This window comes from Lampropedia aestuarii (assembly GCF_004803635.1).
In the GTDB taxonomy this organism is placed as follows: Bacteria; Pseudomonadota; Gammaproteobacteria; order Burkholderiales; family Burkholderiaceae_C; genus Lampropedia; species Lampropedia aestuarii.
Genome location: NZ_SSWX01000008.1, coordinates 64,590 through 84,411 on the forward strand (window position 1 = coordinate 64,590; position 19,822 = coordinate 84,411).

General features: G+C 59.4%; 15 protein-coding genes and 1 tRNA gene. 6 read left to right on the forward strand and 10 right to left on the reverse strand.

Features of this window, described 5'->3' with window-relative positions; translation table 11 throughout:
- Window positions 1-4: 4 nt before the first annotated feature.
- Both E8K88_RS07695 and E8K88_RS07700 read right to left on the reverse strand, forming a co-directional pair.
- Entirely contained in the window at window positions 5-1,150 is a 1,146-nt protein-coding gene (locus tag E8K88_RS07695) for an ABC transporter permease (RefSeq protein ID WP_136406082.1), read from the reverse strand.
- Entirely contained in the window at window positions 1,147-2,631 is a 1,485-nt protein-coding gene (locus tag E8K88_RS07700; RefSeq protein ID WP_136406083.1) for a TolC family protein, read from the reverse strand. Before E8K88_RS07700 ends, E8K88_RS07695 begins: the two co-directional genes overlap by 4 nt.
- 278 nt (window positions 2,632-2,909) lie before the next feature.
- Between E8K88_RS07700 and E8K88_RS07705 the strand changes: the two genes are divergently transcribed.
- Together E8K88_RS07705 and E8K88_RS07710 are read left to right on the forward strand one after the other, a co-directional pair.
- On the forward strand, window positions 2,910-3,635 hold the full coding sequence (locus E8K88_RS07705; RefSeq protein ID WP_136406084.1) for a response regulator: 726 nt from the start codon (window positions 2,910-2,912) through the stop codon (window positions 3,633-3,635).
- Window positions 3,620-4,792, forward strand: a complete 1,173-nt coding sequence (locus E8K88_RS07710; protein ID WP_136406085.1) for a sensor histidine kinase — start codon at window positions 3,620-3,622, stop codon at window positions 4,790-4,792. Before E8K88_RS07705 ends, E8K88_RS07710 begins: the two co-directional genes overlap by 16 nt.
- Window positions 4,793-5,038: 246 nt before the next feature.
- Here the strand turns inward: E8K88_RS07710 and mdeB are convergent, their stop codons facing one another.
- A complete protein-coding gene (gene mdeB, locus E8K88_RS07715) occupies window positions 5,039-7,738 on the reverse strand; it encodes an alpha-ketoglutarate dehydrogenase (protein ID WP_136406086.1) in 2,700 nt (899 codons plus the stop codon).
- Between the two features lie 54 nt (window positions 7,739-7,792).
- Entirely contained in the window at window positions 7,793-8,809 is a 1,017-nt protein-coding gene (locus tag E8K88_RS07720) for a 1-aminocyclopropane-1-carboxylate deaminase (RefSeq protein ID WP_136406087.1), read from the reverse strand.
- A gap of 167 nt (window positions 8,810-8,976) precedes the next feature.
- Between E8K88_RS07720 and E8K88_RS07725 the strand changes: the two genes are divergently transcribed.
- The gene (locus tag E8K88_RS07725; RefSeq protein WP_136406088.1) at window positions 8,977-9,465 is read left to right on the forward strand and encodes an Lrp/AsnC family transcriptional regulator; all 489 of its coding nucleotides are present in this window, start codon (window positions 8,977-8,979) and stop codon (window positions 9,463-9,465) included.
- Window positions 9,466-9,748: 283 nt separating this feature from the next.
- Here E8K88_RS07725 and E8K88_RS07730 read toward each other — a convergent pair.
- A tRNA-Arg gene (locus E8K88_RS07730) sits at window positions 9,749-9,824 on the reverse strand.
- A gap of 309 nt (window positions 9,825-10,133) precedes the next feature.
- Here E8K88_RS07730 and E8K88_RS07735 point away from each other — a divergent pair.
- Both E8K88_RS07735 and galU read left to right on the forward strand, forming a co-directional pair.
- The gene (locus E8K88_RS07735; RefSeq protein WP_136406089.1) at window positions 10,134-11,147 is read left to right on the forward strand and encodes a ZIP family metal transporter; all 1,014 of its coding nucleotides are present in this window, start codon (window positions 10,134-10,136) and stop codon (window positions 11,145-11,147) included.
- A 418-nt stretch (window positions 11,148-11,565) separates the two neighbouring features.
- Window positions 11,566-12,486: a UTP--glucose-1-phosphate uridylyltransferase GalU gene (gene galU, locus E8K88_RS07740; RefSeq protein WP_136406090.1), complete on the forward strand. Its 921-nt coding sequence runs from the start codon at window positions 11,566-11,568 to the stop codon at window positions 12,484-12,486.
- Between the two features lie 66 nt (window positions 12,487-12,552).
- Here the strand turns inward: galU and E8K88_RS07745 are convergent, their stop codons facing one another.
- The 5 genes from E8K88_RS07745 to E8K88_RS07765 form a co-directional block, all read right to left on the reverse strand.
- A complete protein-coding gene (locus E8K88_RS07745; RefSeq protein ID WP_240754402.1) occupies window positions 12,553-13,278 on the reverse strand; it encodes a histidine phosphatase family protein in 726 nt (241 codons plus the stop codon).
- Window positions 13,279-13,297: 19 nt separating this feature from the next.
- Window positions 13,298-13,918 carry a DUF4136 domain-containing protein gene (locus tag E8K88_RS07750; protein WP_136406091.1) on the reverse strand — a complete coding sequence of 207 codons (621 nt, stop codon included), beginning with the start codon at window positions 13,916-13,918 and terminating at the stop codon, window positions 13,298-13,300.
- A 270-nt stretch (window positions 13,919-14,188) separates the two neighbouring features.
- Window positions 14,189-15,148, reverse strand: coding sequence for a tRNA 2-thiocytidine(32) synthetase TtcA (gene ttcA / locus E8K88_RS07755; RefSeq protein ID WP_136406092.1), 960 nt, complete (start codon window positions 15,146-15,148; stop codon window positions 14,189-14,191).
- Window positions 15,149-15,362: 214 nt separating this feature from the next.
- Window positions 15,363-16,364, reverse strand: coding sequence for a porphobilinogen synthase (hemB, locus tag E8K88_RS07760; RefSeq protein ID WP_136406093.1), 1,002 nt, complete (start codon window positions 16,362-16,364; stop codon window positions 15,363-15,365).
- Between the two features lie 101 nt (window positions 16,365-16,465).
- Window positions 16,466-18,349 carry a glutamine--tRNA ligase/YqeY domain fusion protein gene (locus tag E8K88_RS07765; RefSeq protein WP_136406094.1) on the reverse strand — a complete coding sequence of 628 codons (1,884 nt, stop codon included), beginning with the start codon at window positions 18,347-18,349 and terminating at the stop codon, window positions 16,466-16,468.
- Window positions 18,350-18,657: 308 nt separating this feature from the next.
- Between E8K88_RS07765 and E8K88_RS07770 the strand changes: the two genes are divergently transcribed.
- The gene (locus E8K88_RS07770; RefSeq protein ID WP_136406095.1) at window positions 18,658-19,782 is read left to right on the forward strand and encodes a hypothetical protein; all 1,125 of its coding nucleotides are present in this window, start codon (window positions 18,658-18,660) and stop codon (window positions 19,780-19,782) included.
- Window positions 19,783-19,822 lie beyond the last annotated feature (40 nt).

Here is a 19,822-nt window from a genome sequence, read left to right on the forward strand (position 1 = left end):
CGTACTACCTCAACAAAGCGGCAGGCTCAGCGCGCAACAAACCACGCATCGCGCCAATGCCAGAGAACAAGGCCAGCACCGCAATCAGGCCAGCACACGCCAAAACGGCGGACAGATTGAGCCTCACCGGCACCTGGTAGTGGTGGGCCAGCGTCAGCAACGCCGCACTGGCCACCAGAGCCAGCACCATGCCGGCCGCGCCAATCCAAAAGGCCTGCTCGACCACGACCCGGCCCAGCGCGCCACGGCTCACGCCCAAGGCGTTGAGCACTGCATATTCGCGGGCCGAGCCTGCCACCACGGTTCTGAGCGATTGGCTGGTCACTACCGCGCCGACCAAACACACGACAATCGCCATGAACAACACGCCAGCGCCAGCGCCGGTGTTGAACATCCAGTACATCTCCGAGCGCAGCGCAAACTCTTTGGCCAGCCAGGTCTCGGCGGGGCCAAAACTGCCGCCAGCGGCATTGAGGCGTTGCTGCACCTGTTTGGCATCGGCACCAGCGCGGGTGCGGGCCAGCAAATAGGTCGTGCCCTGCGCACGCGGTACGTCGGCGATCTCACGCACGCTGGCCAGCGAGCCAATCACATTGACGCCGCCCAGCCCGCGCAGGCCATTGACCACCGCGACAATGCGCACCTTGTGGTTGTTGATCCAGGCAACATCGCCTTCTTTGGAGGCGAGCGTGTCCAGGTCGGCCCGATCCACAATCACCGCGCCCGGCTCACGCAGCAACTGCCGCTGCCAAGGCGCCAGCACGCGGTCAAACAGCATGCCTTGCTCGGTGGGGGAAATGCCCGACAAATACACCGAGACGCCCCCCATTGCGTCTTCGCCCGGGTCATTGGCGCGCCAGTCACCATCGAGCCACAGATAAGGCTCGACCTCGGCGATATCCGGGTCCATGCGCAGGCGCATTTCCACATCCTGGTCAATCGCGCGGCCGTAGTTCACGCTTTGCGTGCCTGGGTAACCGACCCACAGATCGGCCGAGCTGGCATTCACATAAATCGCTGCAGTGCTGAAAATGCCCAGCACCAAGGCCACTTGCATGACCAACAGCACACCAGCAAAGCCGACGGCAAAAATCGACGGAACAAAGCGCCGCCATTCATAGACCAGGGTTTTACGTGCCAGTGCAATCATGGCGCAGGCCTTTGAACTGCGTCCGGCGCTGCGCCGACCGCAGGCTGAGCCAAGGCAGCACTGTCAGCCGCTGGCAAGGGCGCGCCACCCAGGGCCTTGAACACGGCCACATAGGCCAGTGCCTGCGCACCAATGGCCACATCTTGCGCGCTGGCATTGCTCAGGCTGGCGCGGCGCTCACCCAGCACGTTGTAATCACTGGCCAGGCCCAGTTGCTGGCGCCGTTGCAGCAGTTCGCTGCGTTGCTCGAGCTGCTTCTGCATCGCGCGCAAGGACTGCAAACGCACAGTTTGCGCAGCCCAACCGGCCAGCGCCGACTCGACCTCGGCCACGCCATCGAGCACACTTTGGCGATAGGCTTTCACAGCAGCTTCCATCGCCAGTTCGTTGGCATCGACCTGGGCCTTTCTGCGGCCCCAGTCAAACAGCGGAATATCAATCACCGGTCCCAGCTGCGGCATGCGGTCAGAACCAGCATGCTGGTTCTGCGTCATGTTGTAGGAATACAGCAGCGAGCCGTTCAGCGCAAAGCGTGGGTACAACGCCGCGCGCGACCGCCCCAGCTTGGCAGCGGCTTGCTCGACCTGCGCCTGGGCCAGCTGCACAGACGCGCGCGTGCGCAGCATATCGGCGGGCAAGATCTGCAGTTGCAAGGCAGCAGGGCTGGGCAGACGGGCATTGGCGTCGGCCTGCAGCCACGCGGCTTCAGGCGTTATGCGGCCCAGCAGCGCGGCCAACGCATGGGCTGCGCGGGCCTGGTTTTCTTGGAGCGCCGCGCGTTCGGTCTGCAATTGGGCCAGCTCCAGTTGCTGCTGGTGCAGAGCCTCTGAGCTGTCTATGCGTTGCTGCAAACGCACACCGGCCAAGGCCACCAGGCGCTGGCTCAGCGCTATGCGCTCTTGCAGCAGCGCGTGTTGGCGTTGCGCCATGCGGATATCCAGGTAGCGCAACACCACATTGGCCACCAGTTCAACACGCAACTGGTGCAATTGCGCCTGCGCGCCCAGCAAGTCCGCATACACGGCCAGCTGGCCGGACTCGCGCGCACCAAACAGGCCCGGATCCCAGAGCATGTCAACGCTGGCATGGAAGAAGGAGTCGGTGGCCGAGACGTCTTGCAAAGTGTTGATTGCAGCGGAGAACTCCGGCAGATAAGGGGTGTTTGCGACACCCAGCACAATGCGCTGGGCCTGCAGCAAGTCCTGTGCTTGGCCCAGACTCAGATTGCGCGCCAGAGCCTGATCGACCAAGGCATTCAAACTGGGATCGCCCAGCCGCTGCCACCAACCATGCAACTGCTCAACTCCGAGTGTCTGCGCGTCAGCTGACTCGGGCACAGGCTGCGTCCACTGAGCTGGCATGCGCTGGTCCAGCACTGGCTGCGGTGGCGCAGCACAACCTGCGATCAGGCCTGCTGCGCCCGTAGCTAAAAATGCACTGGAGAATTGAAATTTCACGATGAAGAAGCGGAGCAAGACCATGCGCCAGATTGACTCCATCGCATTGGGCAGTCACAATCTTTCGCAAGTTTGTAGGATTTATGGAGAAAGCATGTAGGCGGGGTCGACCTATAATCGCCCGCTGTTGCTAGGCAGGCACCTAAGCCACACACACCTAAGCCCACACTTATGCGTCCCCATCAGCGCACAGTTATCTAAGATCGGCCATTGTGCCAAAAGTTCATACGCCTGTCCCATCACTTTGGCCTGCGCGCCATGCCCTGTGACAAGAGGCGCAGACGCCATACAGACGATCTGTTATGAAATTGTTAAATGCTTCCATACCAGTGCCCCTGGTGCTTGTGATTGAAGACGAGCAGGGCATCTCCAGCATTCTTGCTGCCTATTTAGAGCGTGACGGCATGCGCGTGCAATTGGCGCAAGACGGCCACGAAGCAGTGCAGCTTTTCAACCAGTACCTGCCCGATCTGGTCTTGCTGGACATCCACCTGCCCCAGGTCGACGGCCTTGATGTGCTGCGTGCGATCCGCTCGCATGGCGAAACCCCAGTGATCATGGTCACGGCCCTGGCAGACGATGTCAATAAGCTGGTCGCATTGCGCATGGGCGCTGACGACTATGTGGTCAAGCCCTTCAACCCCGCTGAAGTGGTCGCCCGGGTGCGCGCCGTGCTGCGGCGCAGCCAACCGCATAGCGAATCGCGTGAGCCTGCGCCAATTCGCGTCGGCGCCCTGGAGATCAACGAGCAAGACCATATGGCAGTGGTGTATGACAGCAAGGCCAGGCCCAAGCCGCTGGCACTGACCTTGACCGAGTTTCGCCTGCTATCGCTGCTGGCCTCGCAACCCAAGCGCTGCTTCTCGCGCTCGTACCTGGTGGACAACTGCCTGCCTGAGAGCGATGCCCTGGAACGTGTGATCGACTCGCACCTCTCCAAACTGCGCCGCAAATTGCAATTGGCCGGACAAGACAATCTGATCGAGACCGTGCGGGGGGTTGGCTATCGGTTATGTCCCGAAGTCTGAACCGCATCTGGGTCCATTTCGGCCTGTGGATTGCCGCCACGGTACTGAGCACGGTGGCCTTGCTCTCGGCCGCAAGCTGGGTCTACGCCAGCATCCAGTACAACAAGTTCTACCAAGCGCTACCAGATGCCGTGCGCGTCGAGCTCGATGACCTGATTGCGCGCGACCTGGACGACAGCGCGCGGGCCATACAAATCTACAACCAGTACTGGCATGGCGATGTGCGCTTTAGCGAGCAGCTCTCGCTGCTGATTGGCCTGATTGTCTGCCTGCCCTTTGGCCTGACCGTGGGCTTTTGGGTCTCGCGCTACGTCACGCGGCCGCTGGCCTCGATTGTCGAGGTCTCGCAGCGGGTTGAGCAAGGCGACTTCTCAGCCCGCGCAGTCGCCAACGGTGCGCGCGGTGAGATGGCCGAAGTCGTGCACAGCGTCAACACCATGATCGATTCACTGCACGACCTGGAGAGTGAGCGGCTGGCAACAGCGGCCTCGATCTCGCACGAATTGCGCACCCCGATCACCGTGCTCAAGGCCCGCCTGCATGCGCTGTGCGATGGCGTGATCCCCGTCAACGATACGGAACTGCAGACCTTGCTGGCACAAACCGAGCACCTGGGGCGCCTGGTCAACGACCTGCACACGCTGTCAATGGCCGAGGCCAACCAGCTACCGCTGGAGCAAGAACGTTTGAATCTGGCGTTGCTGGTGAGCGAGACACTGGAGCACATGCAGCCGCAACTGCAAGACGCGAACATGGCGCTGGACCTGACACTGGACCCACAGGCCGAAGAAGCCGCAGGCGACATCCGCGCCGATCCCCTGCGCATGCGGCAAATCATCACCAACCTGGTGAGCAACGCCGTGCACCACGGCGCCAGCGGCCATTGGCTGGGTGTGGCCGTGGCCCCTGTGTACGACGAGCAGGGCTTGGCATGGGTCGAGCTGAGCATCAGCGATGCCGGCCCCGGCCTGCCCAAAGAGCTGCGGGCCCACCCCTTTCAGCGCTTTGCGCAAGCACCTGGCAAACGCGCCCGCGACAGCTCAGGCCTGGGCTTGTCGATTGTGCGTGTGCTGACCGAGCTGCAAGCGGGCCAGGTGCAAGCCGGCGTCTCAGAGCATGGCGGTGCCCGCTTCACGCTGCGATTTGCACGGGCTTAGAGCCTGTGCATAATCTCCACGCAATCGGGCAATGCCGCAATGCGGTTTTTGCCGTGCATTGCATCCTTGTGGGCTTCAGCGCGGCTGCCTGGAGATTATGAACAGGCTCTTAACGACCGCACCTGCTGTATGGCTGCCAGCTCCTTGAGTAACAGTAATTTCGCCTAAGCCGTGTCAATGCACGCATCGCCTGGATGCATAGTGGCTTGTGATGGCCGATGTGTGCAACTAAGCCCATCACAGCCCTCAATCCACCGCCAGCACCGACCACTTCTCCATCGGATCTTGCAAAGAACCGGGCTGGCCTGTGGCTTTCGGTACGCAGCGCAGTGCCGCTTGCACAATCGAAGCGGCATCAACCTCAAAGTGGCGGCGCAGCGCCGCGCGTGAGTCGCTGCGGCCAAAGCCGTCGGTGCCCAAAGTCAGGTACTGGCGCCCGCTGGGTACAAAGGCGCGCACCATCTCGGGCAGGGCCCGCACGTAGTCGGTGGCAGCGATGATTGGGCCGCTGGTGGTGGCCAGGCGCTCTTCAAACCAGCTGCCAACAACCTCACGCTCGCCATGGCGCCAGGCGCGCTCGCAGCGCAGGCCTTCGCGGGCCAATTCGGTGTAGCTGGTCACGCTCCACACAGTCGCGCCAATGCCGTGTTCGGCCTCCAAAATGGCTGCGGCTTTGAGCACCTCGCCCATGATGGCGCCGCTGCCCAGCAATTGGACCTGGCGCTGGCCGTCCACTTGCGCGGCACGGAAGCGGTACATGCCGCGCAACACCTCTTCATGCACATCGGCTGGCAGGCTGGGGTTGGGCACGCTTTCGTTGGTCACGGTGATGTAGTAGAAAACGTCTTCCTGCTGCTGCATCATGCGGCGCGCGCCGTGGTCGATGATCACGGCCAGCTCGCCCGCAAACGCCGGGTCGTAAGCACAGCAGTTCTCAATGGTGGACGCGGCCAAATGGCTGGTGCCGTCCTGGTGTTGCAATCCTTCGCCGCCCAGGGTTGTGCGCCCGGAGGTCGCGCCAATCAAGAAGCCACGCGCGCGCTGGTCGGCTGCGGCCCAGATCAGATCGCCAATGCGCTGAAAGCCGAACATGCTGTAGTAGATGTAGAACGGCAGCATCGCCAGGCCGTGGGTCGAGTAGCTGGTGGCAGCGGCCGTCCATGAGGAAATGGCGCCGGCCTCGGAGATGCCCTCTTCCAGAATCTGGCCGTCCTTGATCTCGCGGTAGGACAGGATTGAGCCTGCATCTTCGGGCAGGTAGAGCTGGCCAAACGGCGCGTAAATGCCGACCTGGCGAAACAGGTTGGCCATGCCAAAAGTGCGCGCCTCATCGGCCACAATCGGCACGATGCGGGGACCCAGCGCCTGGTCTTTCAGCAGGTTGCCCAATTGGCGCACAAAGGCCATGGTGCTGCTCATCACCTTGCCATCGGCCTCGGTCGCAAACCCACCGCTTTGCAGCAGCGGCGGCACGGCCACTGGCGGCGCGCTGACGCGACGCTGTGGCAGGCAGCCGCCCAGCTGGCGGCGGCGGGCGTGCAGGTATTGCATTTCGGGGCTGTCGTCGGCCGGTTTGTAGAACTCGGCGCGCTCGACTTGCGCATCGCTGATCGGCAGCTTGAAGCGGTCGCGAAACGCCAGCAAATCATCGCGCCCGAGCTTTTTTTGCTGGTGCGTGGTCATGCGGCCCTGGCCAATGCTGCCCATGCCGTAGCCCTTCATGGTTTTGGCGAGCACGACGCTGGGGCGACCTTGGGTTTGCGTGGCACGCAAGAAGGCGGCATGGACTTTGACCGGGTCGTGGCCACCACGGCGCAACTGGTCGATTTCCGCGTCCGACAAATGCGCGACCAGCGCCTGCAGCTCAGGCGTTTTGCTGAAGAAATTACTGCGATTGAAGGCACCGTCGTTGGCCGAGAGGGTTTGAAACTCGCCATCCACGGTTTGGGCAAATGCGCGCGCAATCGCGTGGGTCTCATCGCGAGCGAGCAAGGCATCCCACTCCGAGCCCCACAGGCATTTGACGACGTTCCAGCCGGCACCGGCAAACAGCGATTCCAGCTCATCGACAATGCGGCCATTGCCGCGCACCGGGCCGTCGAGCCGTTGCAAATTGCAGTTGATCACAAAGGTGCAGTTGTCCAGGCCCTCGCGCGCAGCCAGGGTCAGTGCGGCAATGGATTCGGGCTCGTCCATTTCACCGTCGCCAAAAAAGCCCCAGACGCGCCGCCCTGCGGTGTGTTGCAGGCCACGGTGCTCCAAGTAGCGCATAAAGCGCGCCTGGTAAATCGCATTGATGGGGCCAATGCCCATCGAGCCGGTGGGGAACTGCCAGAAGTCCGGCATCAGCCACGGGTGGGGGTACGAACTCAGGCCTTGAATGCCTTGCTGCTGGGCCGACAATTCTTGGCGGTAATGGGCAATCGATTCTTCTGACAAGCGCCCTTCCAGATAAGCGCGTGCGTACGCGCCAGGCGCTGAGTGCGGCTGAAAGTAGACCAGGTCCGCGCCGGGCTGCGCGTCCGGGCCTTTGAAGAAGTGCTGAAAGCCGGTCTCAAACAAGTCGGCCGCTGACGCATAGCTGGCAATATGGCCACCCAATTCGCCGTACTGGGCGTTGGCGCGCACCACCATCGCCAGCGCGTTCCAGCGCAAGATCGCCGAGAGGCGCTTTTCAATCTCCACATCGCCGGGGTATTCTTTTTGCCGCGCCAAGGGCACGGTGTTCAGATAGGGCGTGACCGCATCGGCATGCCAGTCAATGCCCTTGAGCCGCGCGTGCGCGAGCAGGCTGTCGAGCACCGCACGCGCCTGCTCTGGCCCCTCTACTCCCCAGGCTTGCAGTAGTCCGTCTAGCGACTCCAACCACTCCTGCAACTCAGCCGGGTCAGGCGTGCGTTGCTGGCGTTCGTCAAGGTAGGCTCCAAAGCGCTGGGAGTGGTCCATGGCGGGTCTTTCTTCTGGAATGTGTGAGGAACAACAGGTTCTCAGCGCCGGCTATCAACCATTGCGGAAGATGAAGCTGTAAGCATTCAGTGCAGGCACGCCACCCAGGTGGGCATACAGCACTTTGGAGCCTTCAGGGAATTCGCCGTTACGCACCATGTCAATCATGCCGTGCATGGATTTACCTTCATAGACCGGATCCGTCAGCATCGCTTCCTGGCGTGCGCACAAACGAATCGCCTCCAGTGTGCCTTCGTTAGGAAGGCCGTATTCTGGGCCGCCATAACGCGTATCCAGCACAATATCTTCTTCAGTGATTTCGCGGCCCAGTTCCACCAGTTTGGCGGTGTTTTGCGCAATGCGCAGCACTTGTGCGCGCGTTTGCTCTGGCTTGGCCGATGCATCAATCCCAATCACTTTATTGGCGCGACCGTCAGCGGCAAAGCCCACCACCATTCCGGCTTGGGTACTGCCAGTGACTGAGCAAACCACGATGTAGTCAAACTTGAAGCCCAGTTCAGCCTCTTGCTGGCGCACTTCTTCGGCAAAGCCAACAAAGCCCAAACCGCCTTTGGGGTGCTCAGAGCAGCCAGCTGGAATCGGGAAAGGCTTGCCACCGGATTGGCGCACGCCTTCCATCGCCTGCTCCCAGCTGGGGCGGATGCCGATGTCAAAACCTGCAGCATCCAGGCGCACATCAGCGCCCATGATGCGGCTCATCTCGATGTTGCCAACGCGGTCGTACACGGCGTCGGAATAGTTCACCCAGTTCTCTTGCACCAACACGCATTGCATGCCCAAATGCGCGGCCACGGCGGCGACCTGGCGAGTCTGGTTGGACTGGATGCCACCAATCGATACCAGGGTGTCGTAGCCGCCTTCAATGGCCTCAGGAATGAGGTATTCGAGCTTGCGGGTTTTATTGCCACCAAAGGCCAGGCCCGAGTTGCAATCTTCACGTTTGGCATACAGCTCAACCTTGCCACCCAGATGCGCAGACAGACGCTTGAGAGGCTGAATGGGAGTCGGGCCGAAAGTCAGGCAATAGCGGGGAAATTTTTGCAGATTCATGATCAAAACTCCAGACAGGTTGTCAACAGGTATGGCATGAATGATAGATTTTTTCTCGAAAAATGTAATTTTGAATTTTGATAATTTCAAGAAATTAAAAATTCAAAATTACTATTAATTATTTTTTAAATTTCCTAAAAAATTTTATTTGATTAATAATATTTCACATGAAAAGCGAAAACTCTTTAGATGGTTTAGAGGCCCTGGATCGCACCGATCGCCACATCCTGCGCTTGCTGCAAGCCGATGCCTCGATCTCCAACCAGGCGCTGGCTGACAAGGTGCATTTGAGCCCGCCAGCGTGCCTGCGCCGGGTCGAGCGTTTGAAGAAATCGGGGCTGATCCGGCAGATCGTTGCACTGCTCGAACCCAAGGCCCTGGAGATGGGTATGCTGGTGATGATTGGCGTGGTGCTTGACCGCTCAACACCCGAGGCGTTCAAGGATTTTGAAAGCGCCGCGCAAAAGGTTTCGGGCTGTATGGAGTGCCATGTGGTCACCGGCGAGTTTGACTACATGATGCTGCTGCGCACCAAGGACAACGACAGTTTTAACCGCCTGCATGCCGAGCAGTTGCTGTACCTGCCTGGCGTGCGGCAAATCCGCACCTTTATTGGTTTGCGGCAGGTACTGTCATCAACCAGTCTGCCCATCTGAGAGCCAGCGCAAAATCTGCGCGCAGCCGCGCTGAAGCCCCAAAGCAGGCAATGCGCGGCAAAAAACCGTAGTCGGGCTCTCTGTTCGGCGAGGATTTTTAACACAACAGTGCGCCTTTTGGCGCTTCAACGCGACTGCGCAGGGATGACGAACAGGCTTGAAAAACGTCACCTAACAGGATCAAAAGGCCAGATCATGCAAAGCCCAAGAATCTTGACGCAGTGGGCACAACACCCTCTGAGAAAAATCATTTTCTCGATATAAGCAAAGCCATTGACTTAAATGGCGCGACTGGTAGGAATCGAACCTACGGCCCTTGGCTTCGGAGGCCAATACTCTATCCACTGAGCTACAGTCGCGTTGCTGGCAAGACCGCGGCGCTAGCGGCTTGTGCATGGCTTGGCTGCATTCTGTGCAAATGCACAGCAGAGCCAAGCGGCAGATTATCGCATGACTTGCCTGCGATTGGGCAATCTGTTGGGCTGAGACAGCAAACTGCAACAGATGCTGCTGCCAAACTGAAGCCGCAGGCTGCTCCAACGCCACTGTCAAAGACGGTGAATGCCTGGCTCCAGCCCTTGCACGGCAAGCAAAACATCACAGACCACCATATAATGATTATCCATTCTTAATAAAATCGCGCCAAATTCCACTGGGCGCTTCGCTCTATGACTCTCGGATTGATCTTGCTAGCAACCTTGTTGGCCGGTGTTGGCAGTGTGTGGGTTGCAGCCAGCCTGATTCGACTCGGGGTCGGCAAAACCTCTTCACGCATTCAAGAGCACCACCTATTGAGCTTTGCCGCCGGCGCCTTGCTGGCCACGGCATTTGTGCATTTGCTACCTGAAGCCATGGAGATGCAAACTGTCAGCGCGCACAGTTTGTTTGCGGTATTGCTCGGTGGCTTGGTGGTATTTTTCCTGCTGGACAAGGCCGAGATCTGGCACCACGGCCATGAACACGGTGACAGCCACGACCACCATCACGGGCATGGCCATGGGCACAGCCCGGCCGCGTCGCATGCGCACCACCACCACAGCCACCCCCCACAAACAGGTACCTGGTCGATTTTGGCCGGTGACAGTGTGCATTGCTTTGGCGATGGAATTTTGATTGCTTCGGCTTTTTTGGTGGATTGGCGCCTCGGCCTGATTGCCGCCTTGTCGGTGCTGGCCCATGAGGTACCCCACCACATGGGGGATTTGGCGGTGTTAATGGGCCGCGCCAACCACAAGGAACTTGCTGCTGGCACCACAGGCGCGCGGCCACCACAAACGGCGGCGATTGTCAAACTCTCGATTGCTGGTGCCGTGACGATGCTGGGGGGCTTGCTTGGGTATTTGCTGTTGAGTCTTTTAAGCGACTCACTGCTGCCTTATTTTTTAGTGGTGGCCGCCAGCAGTTTTGTGTATGTCGCCTTGGCTGACCTGATTCCGCAGCTGCAAATGAAACTCAGCGGCAAACAGACCGCAATCCAAGTGGCTTGGTTATTGGCTGGTATGGCGCTAGTGGCCTTGGTCAGTTCCACTTTGCACCACGAGCACGATGGCCACGCGGGCCACGACCACGCGCATGGCAGCGCCGCAAAAGCCACGGATCTTGGCAGCTTTCGCCAACACCCGCTGAACATTGACAATATGCGCAGTCCAGCCCAGTCCATGCCACGCCAAAACGGGCTGTAAGCCCACTAGCGGAGGCCAAACTCGCGCCTTAGAGCCTGTTCAAAGTCTCGACGCAGTCGCGCAAGGCACAAAAAAGAGGCAGTACAAGACGCCCGTTTAGCTCATACGTCTGTATGAGCTAAACGGGCAACGCAGTAATGCGCTTTTTTATGTCTTGCCCTTCGGGTTGGAGCGCAAAAGGCACGCTGCTTTGTTAAAAATCCTCGCCGGGCAGATAGCCCGACTGCGGTTTTTGCCGCGCATCGCATCCTTTTGGGCTCCAACGCGGTCTGCGTGGAGACTTTGAACAGGCTCTTAGAAACTACAACCAGCATTGCCAGCTGTACCAGCTGTCACAAACAGCTGACAGAGATTGCCGGCAAGCCCCTCTGGGCGATTTACACTGGATGCTGTCGAATCAATGCCGCAAAGGCCCATAATGCATTCCTCTTTCGCCCCATCTTCTGCTTTGTTTGCTCCTATTCGCAAGGCTGTATTCCCTGTTGCTGGTTTGGGAACGCGTTTTTTGCCCGCTACCAAGGCAGCGCCCAAAGAAATGCTCAACGTGGTGGACAAGCCCATCATTCAGTACGCCGTTGAAGAGGCCTACGCCGCAGGCATTCGCCATATGGTGTTTGTGACTGGGCGCAGCAAACGCGCAATTGAAGACCATTTTGATACGGCCTACGAGCTCGAAAGCGAGCTGGAAAGCGCCGGTAAAAACGCGCTGCTGGAGGTGGTGCGCAGCGTCAAGCCCGAGGACATGGTGGTGACCTATGTGCGCCAGCCACGTGCACTGGGTTTGGGCCACGCGGTCTTGTGCGCCGAGCCCTTGGTAGGCGCGCAGCCATTTGCCGTGTTGCTGGCAGACGATTTGATGACCGGTATGGCCGGCGGCCCGAATGTGCTGACACAAATGGTCAAGGCGTACGAGCAAACTGGTGCGTCGATTCTGGCCGTGCAAGAAGTGCCTGAGGCCCATGTCTCGCGCTACGGCATTGTGGCCGGCAATGCACTGGACGGCCAAACCACCAAAGTTGAACGCATTGTCGAGAAACCCAAACCAGCCGAAGCCCCGTCACGCCTGGCAGTGGCGGGTCGCTATATTTTGTCTGGGAATATTTTTGATGAGATTCGCAACCTGCCCAAAGGCGTGGGTGGCGAGATCCAGCTCACCGATGCGATTGCCAGCTTGCTGAAAAAAGAGCCGGTGCATGCTTTTGCTTATGAAGGCAAGCGCTATGACTGCGGCAGCAAGGAAGGCTTTTTGCAAGCCACCGTCGAGATGGCTTTGCAGCACCCTCAAGTGGGCGATTTCTTCCGCAGTTACCTCAAAGAGCTGCCAATCAGCGATTTGTAAACCTTGAGCGCCGCGCTGGCCATTCATCAGGAACGCCAGCGCCCGCAGCGCTGGCGCACAAGACCATCACAAGTAGTTCTTTTGCATCACATCAGCCGCACCTGAATTGGCCTGCATCGCCGCCAGTTCGGCCAGGTGCGATACATCGCCCCAGGCCAACAAGCGCAAGCCCTCGCTGGTCCACAGCAAACGGTGCACCGAAGTGTTGTCAATCGTCCAGCTACGCTGGGCTTGCAAGTCCAGCCCAACCGCATCGCGGTAAACCATGTCCAACACTCCGCCATGCGCAACGATGGCGATGTGCTCGCCTTGGTGCTGCTGTGCCAAACGGTAAACGGTCTCAAGCACCCTCTGGCGAAACTCCAGCATCGACTCCCCTTCCGGGGGCTGGTAATGCGGATCGCGGGTTTGGAAAGCGGTCGCCAGCACCGGGTCTTGCGCAAACATTTCTTCCAAGGTCTGGCCCTGTAGGCGGCCAAATGAGCGCTCGCGCAAGCCTTGCTCGGCAATCAACGGAATCTGCGTATGGGCTTGCAAGGCTTTGGCCGTGTCCCAGGCGCGCGCCAAGTCGCTGCTGTAAATCACATCGATGCCGTTGTCAGCCAGCGCCGCGCCCATGCGCTGGGCTTGTTGCTGCCCCAATGCGTTGAGCGGGATGTCCAGATGGCCTTGAATGCGACCTCCGTGGTTCCAATCAGTCTGGCCGTGGCGGATGAAGGTCAGGCGCGTTGCTAGCAGCGGGTCAGCAGCGCCAGCGGGCACGTCCAGTGTCAAAGAATCAGCAGCATTCATGGCAAAAGAAGTCGTCTATTCAAGGAATTATTTCATGGCGGATACGACGCTCGCCTTGGGGTGGCGTTGGAAAGCCTTCCAGGGCCGACTGCAACAGTGAGCGGAAGATTTGCTCGTCGTTGCTCCAAATATCATCGTAACGTGCCGTGCTTTCAAACACAGGTGTGCCTTCGGCATTTCTAAACACAATGCGTACATCACGCACATACATCGTCGGCGGCATATCACGCCAGCTACCACCATAGCCAAAGCCAGGCGCCCAGCCCCAAGGGCCATAGCCAAAGCCCATATTCCAGCTGCTGTAATGCGGCCAGTTGGGCATGTAGGCATTGGCGTAGGCATTGAGCTCCAAGCGCAATGTGCCGTTACGGTCATCGCGCTGCATGCCCACATCGGCCAAGGCAGAGGTGGCCAAGCGCTCGATCATATCTCTGAATGGGGAGTCCACTTGCTGCGAAGGCAGGCGCTCCAAACGGTAAGTCGGCGGCGCAGGCATGGCCTTGAGGCTGGAGTAGCTGCGCACGTCGTTGTCGATCACACGCGTTGAGCTGCAACCCGCCAGCACAAGCGCCATTGCACACAGGCCCAAGCCGATGCAGCGCGCCAGCCAGCGCCCAACAGAAAATTGACCAATCGCCATGCCACGCCTCCGTTCAATCATGAATACCAGAAAACTCGCCCAGTATAGAGAGCCATGAATTCAAATACCAGCGCAGCTTGCAGCTTTACCAAAGCTGCTCGCTTTGGCGCAAACGCTTGGATTTTTAAGAACCAGTTGACGACCTTTCGCAGTCGCGCAAGGCCCAAAAAAGAGGCAGTGCAAGGCGCCTGTTGCAGCTCAGACATGCGTATGAGCAAAACGGGCAACGCCACAATGCGTTTTGTTGTACCTTGCCCTTCGGGTTGGAGTCTAAGAACAAGCCTCTTGCGTGGCTGATTTTTGCACGCTGATGGCAATGCCCAGCGTGTCGCCCTCTGCCTGCGGTGCAAAGTTTTCTGTAAAGGTGTCCGGATCAAATGCCGTATCGCCATCCGGGTTGGCCTGGCCAGTGGCCTTGGCGCCTTTGAAGTCGTGCAGCTTGGGGTCCATCATGTGCGTGGTGACGACGTTTTGCATCGAGCGGAACATGCTCTCCAGACGGCCTGGGTATTTTTTGTCCCAATCACGCAGCATATCGCCCACCACCTGGCGTTGCAGGTTGTCCTGGCTGCCGCACAGGTTGCACGGGATGATCGGGAACTGCTGGTACTCAGCCCACTGACGGGTGTCTTTCTCTGGGATATAGGCCAGCGGGCGAATCACCACGTGCTTGCCATCGTCGCTCACCAGCTTGGGCGGCATGCCTTTCATGCGGCCGCCAAAGAACATATTGAGCATCATGGTCTGCAAGATGTCATCGCGGTGGTGGCCCAGCGCAATTTTGGTCGCGCCCAGTTGCTCGGCCACGGTGTACAAAATCGCGCGGCGCAGGCGGCTGCACAAGCCGCAGGTGGTTTTGCCCTCTGGAATCACGCGCTTGACGATGCTGTAGGTGTCTTGCGTCTCAATGTGGTAGTCCACGCCCAGCGACTTGAAGTACTCGGGCAGGATGTGGTCAGGAAAGCCCGGCTGCTTCTGGTCGAGGTTGACGGCGACGATGCTGAACGAGATTGGTGCGCGTTTTTGCAGCTTGCGCAAGATATCCAGCAAGGTGTAGCTGTCCTTGCCGCCGGACATGCAGACCATGATCTTGTCGCCCTCTTCAATCATGTTGAAGTCGATGATGGCGCGCCCCACCTCGCGGCACAGGCGTTTTTCCAGCTTGATGGCCTCGCGCCGGGCTTTGTCAGCAGACTGGAGGCTTTGTTGGGGCTCAGTAATCGTATTCATGGCAGGCAATCAAACGGGGGCAACAGGAAGAGTCAAAAAAATAGCGCCGTACAAGGCAAGGGCTGGTGCAAGGCGCTTGTGCACCAGCGGTGGCAGTCTGTTGGCCTATGGTGCAATGTTGGCAGGCTAAGGCGCGCATTTTAACAAGTCTGGCTTTTCCCATGCCAGGGCTTTGTTTACCCGAGCCAATCCGCTGCCCTACCATGCAGCGCATTCAGGCGCGCAGCAAGCGCGCCGCGTCCAGCGCGAAATAGGTCAATACGCCATCGGCTCCGGCGCGTTTGAAGGCCAGCAGGCTCTCCAGCATCACCGCGTCGTGGTCGATCCAGCCGTTGTGCGCCGCGGCCTTGACCATCGCGTACTCGCCACTGACCTGGTAGGCGTAGGTCGGCACACCAAACTGGTCTTTGACACGGCGCACCACGTCCAGATACGGCAAGCCGGGCTTGACCATGACCATATCGGCACCTTCGGCAATGTCCAGCGCCACCTCGCGCAAGGCCTCGTTGCTGTTGGCCGGGTCCATCTGGTAGGTTTTTTTGTTGCCCTTGCCCAGATTGGCAGCGCTGCCCACCGCACTGCGAAATGGGCCATAAAACGCGCTGGCGTACTTGGCCGCATACGACATGATGCGGGTGTGGATAAAGCCGTTGTTCTCCAGCGCCTGGCGGATCGCGCCAATGCGACCGTCCATCATGTCGCTGGGCGACAGAATATCGACGCCGGCCTCGGCATGCGAGAGCGATTGTTTGATCAGCGCCTCAATGGTTTCCTCGTTGAGGATGTAGCCGGTCTCGTCAATCAAACCGTCCTGGCCATGCGTGGTGTACGGGTCCAGCGCCTGGTCGCTCATCACGCCCAGCTCGGGAAAGCGGCTTTTCAAGGCACGCGCTGCGCGCTGGATGATGCCATCGTCGCGCCAGGCAACGCTGCCGTCGGTGGTTTTGTCATCCTGTTTGGGCACGCCAAACAGGTCCAGCACCGGCACGCCCAGCTCCAGCGCTTCTTCAGCGACTTTGAGCAGCTCATCAATCGACAAGCGCTCAACCCCAGGCATCGATGGCACCGGCGCGCGGCCTGATTCTTCGTGCACGAACACCGGCAGGATCAGATCGTCGGCCGTCAAGGTGTTCTCGCGCATCAAACGGCGCGAGAAATCATCGCGGCGCATGCGGCGTGGGCGGGACAAGGGATAGGGTGTGGCAATGGTTTGCATGGAAAAATGCTTTCACACAAGGCCCCCCAGATGCGCTGGGCATCGCAGGGGCAAACAAACATGGAAGGCCGGGGTCGCTGCCTAGTTCGCAGCAAAGCGGCTTAAGGTTTCCAGCCGTCTTTGAGGCTGCAGGCACGGTTAAACACCAGCTTGTCCGCAGCCCAAGGCGCTTGGCGATCGCGCACAAAATAGCCCAGTCGTTCAAACTGCAAAGGCTTGGGCTCGGCACCCTCTGCCTGCAGGGCTTGCGCCAGACCAGCCTCGACATAGCCTTGCATGGTGCTGAGGCTGCTCGGGTTCAACTCATCGGCCAAATCAGCCTCGCCGGGGTGCTCGACCTTGAACAAACGCTCGTACAGGCGGAACTCGGCCGGTGTGGCATTGTGCGCGCCAACCCAGCCAATCACGCCCTTGACCTTGACGCTGTCTGCGCCAGGTGTGCCGCTCTTGGTGTCGGGAATGACTTCGGCCAGCACTTTACTGATCGAGCCATCGGCGTTTTTCTCCACGCCAGTGCACTGGATCACATAGCCGTATTTGAGGCGCACTTTATTGCCCTCTTTGGGCTGGCCATCGCCACCGGTGTGCGGTGGGAACAGGCGGCGGTAGCCTTTGGCTGGCACCTCCATGAAGTCCTCGGCCTCGATCCAGATTTCGCGCCCCAGCGTGAACTCGCGCTGGCCCGCAGCTTCGTCGTGCGGATTCACCGGCGCATGGCAAGGCTCTTCGTGGCCCGCGCCAAACAGGCTGTCCCAGTTGGTCAGCTCCAGCTTGACGGGCTCCAGCACGGCCAAGGCACGGGCCGCAACTGGGTCAAGCACATCGCGCAACGTGCCTTCGAGCGTGGCGTAATCAATCCAGCCACCCGATTTGGACACGCCAGAGCGCTCGCAGAACAGCTTGATCGCATCCGGCGTAAAGCCACGACGGCGCAGGCCGGCAATCGTTGGCATGCGTGGGTCGTCCCAGCCATCCACATGGCCTTCTTCGACCAGTTGGCGCAGGCGGCGTTTGCTGGTGATGACGTGGGTGACGTTCAGGCGTGCGAATTCGTATTGGCGCGGCGGCGGTGTTTGCAGCATACCGCCTTCGCACAGCTTGGCCAGCAACCAGTCATAAAACGGGCGTTGGTCTTCAAACTCCAGCGTACAAAAGCTGTGGGTGATTTGCTCCAGCGCGTCTTCAATCGGGTGGGCAAAGGTGTACATCGGGTAGATGCACCATTTGTCGCCGGTGTTGTGGTGGGTGGCGCGGCGGATGCGGTAGAGCGCCGGGTCACGCATGTTGATGTTGGGGCTGGCCATGTCGATCTTGGCGCGCAGCACAGCAGCGCCATCAGCCAATTGGCCATCGCGCATCTCACGCAGGCGTGCGAGGTTTTCAGCCGGGGTGCGGCTGCGAAATGGGCTGTCCTTGCCGGGTGTGCCAAAGTCACCGCGATTGGCGCGCATGTCTTCGGGCGATTGCTCATCGACATAGGCGTTGCCGGACTCGACCAGGTACTCAGCTGCGCGGTACATGAAGTCGAAGTAGTTGCTGGCAAAGTACACATGGGCCTGGCTTGTGCCGGGCTGGCCTGGCACATCGGCGTATTCGGTGGAATAGCCCAGCCAATTGACCATATCGCGGATGGAGTCGACGTATTCCTGCTCTTCTTTTTCAGGGTTGGTGTCGTCAAAGCGCAAATGGCAGGCACCGCCATAGTTGTGCGCCATGCTGAAGTTGACCCAAATGCTTTTGGCATGGCCCAGGTGTAGGTAGCCATTGGGCTCGGGCGGAAAGCGCATGCGCACAGCAGCGGGATCGGCGATACCTGCTGAGTGGTGCGCTGCATCGCCAGGGCTTCCACCCCAGCGGCGTTGGCTGTAAGTGCCGCGCGCCAAATCCTGCTCAATCGCATTGCGCAGGAAATTACTGGGTTTGACGGCGCCGTCCACGGAGTTGGTGGCAGCGGAGGTGGCAGAAGAAATGTCTGGTGTGCTCATAGTGCCGCAATTGTAGGCTGGAGCCACCGCAATTGCAGCACAATGGCTGCGATTTGCGTGCCCTATGCAGGGCTGGCGAAACCGTTTGGGACACAGCGTGATCAGCCTGCACCCATGTCTGGTTGCATCTGCACACGCTTGGTTTTGTCAAAAATGGTTGTTTTGGTGTTCCAATAGCAGGCGTTAGGTAGGAGGCATAGGCCACCAGCCCCATAGCGCCTGAGAACCTGCATGCGGTCTTGGGCGCGCAAGCGGCCATGCATACGCAGATATCAACATTCCATTTTATTTACTTTATGGCTAAAACTTTGCTCAGCCTTCTCGTTGGCGCTGCCGTCGGTGCAGGCGCCTTGGTGGCACTCAACCACTATGGCTTACTCGTGCCACTGGCTACGACAATCAATGGAGAGGCCCGCCCTGCAGCCCATTCGGTGGTGACAGCCAATCAGCCACTCGCGGGAGAAATCAACAAGAGCAGCTATATCAACGTCGCTGATGGCAGTCGCAGCCAGGTGTTTCGCTTTGATGCCCAAGAAGGCCAGCTGCTCGACATCCGCAGCAAAGGCCCATTGGATGCGCGTCTGAGTGTGTTGCGCGATGGCTATCTGATGGCCAACAGCGAGCAAATGGGCGGTTTCAATTTGTGTGAATCGTCTGGCAACAGTTCTTTGCTCAAGCAAACCCGCCTGTTCTACCAGGCCGATCGCACCGGCAGCTTGGAGATCGCGGTCAGTGGCACAGGCCCCTATGCCTTCGGCCCCTTTGAGTTGGAAGTGCAGTCGGTGGCAACCACAAGCCCCAGCACCACCACGCTGACTCCGGGCACGCCGATTGAGGCGATTGCAACAGGCAAAACGCACAGCTATGACCTGACAATTGCAGAGCCTGGCTTGTACGCTGTAGCACTCTCAAGCTGTGACTTTGATGGCTACCTCAGGCTGACAGGTGCAGGCGTGAACCTCACCGATGATGACAGTGGTGGCAACTACTATGACCCACGCATTCTGGCCTGGTTAGAGCCGGGCCAGTACACGGTCACAGCCAGCAGCAGCAGCGGTCAGCCGATGCGCGGTCAATACTCCCTCAAAGCCGAGCAGCAGCCTTTGCCAAGCAATGCCAAATTCCAGCGCGGCGGCGCCATCCAAGCCGGCCAGACCCTGCTGAGCTTGGTGGACCACAATTCGGATTCAAACTTTAGCTTCACCCTCAACCAGCCCACCGAAGTCATCCTGACTGCGCGCAGCGAGAGTGTGGATGTTTACCTGACACTCGACAACGACGAGGAGTCTTGGAGCGATGACGACAGCGGCGGTGGCAGTCGCGGCACGGACGCCCAGATCCACGAGATACTGCCAGCGGGCCAATACAGCGTGCGCCTTGGTGGTTACGGCCAAGGCCTGGTGTATTTGAGCCTGGAGACCCGGTCGCGCTAAGAGCCACGCTGAGCCCATGGCGCACAAAGGCGCCGTGGGC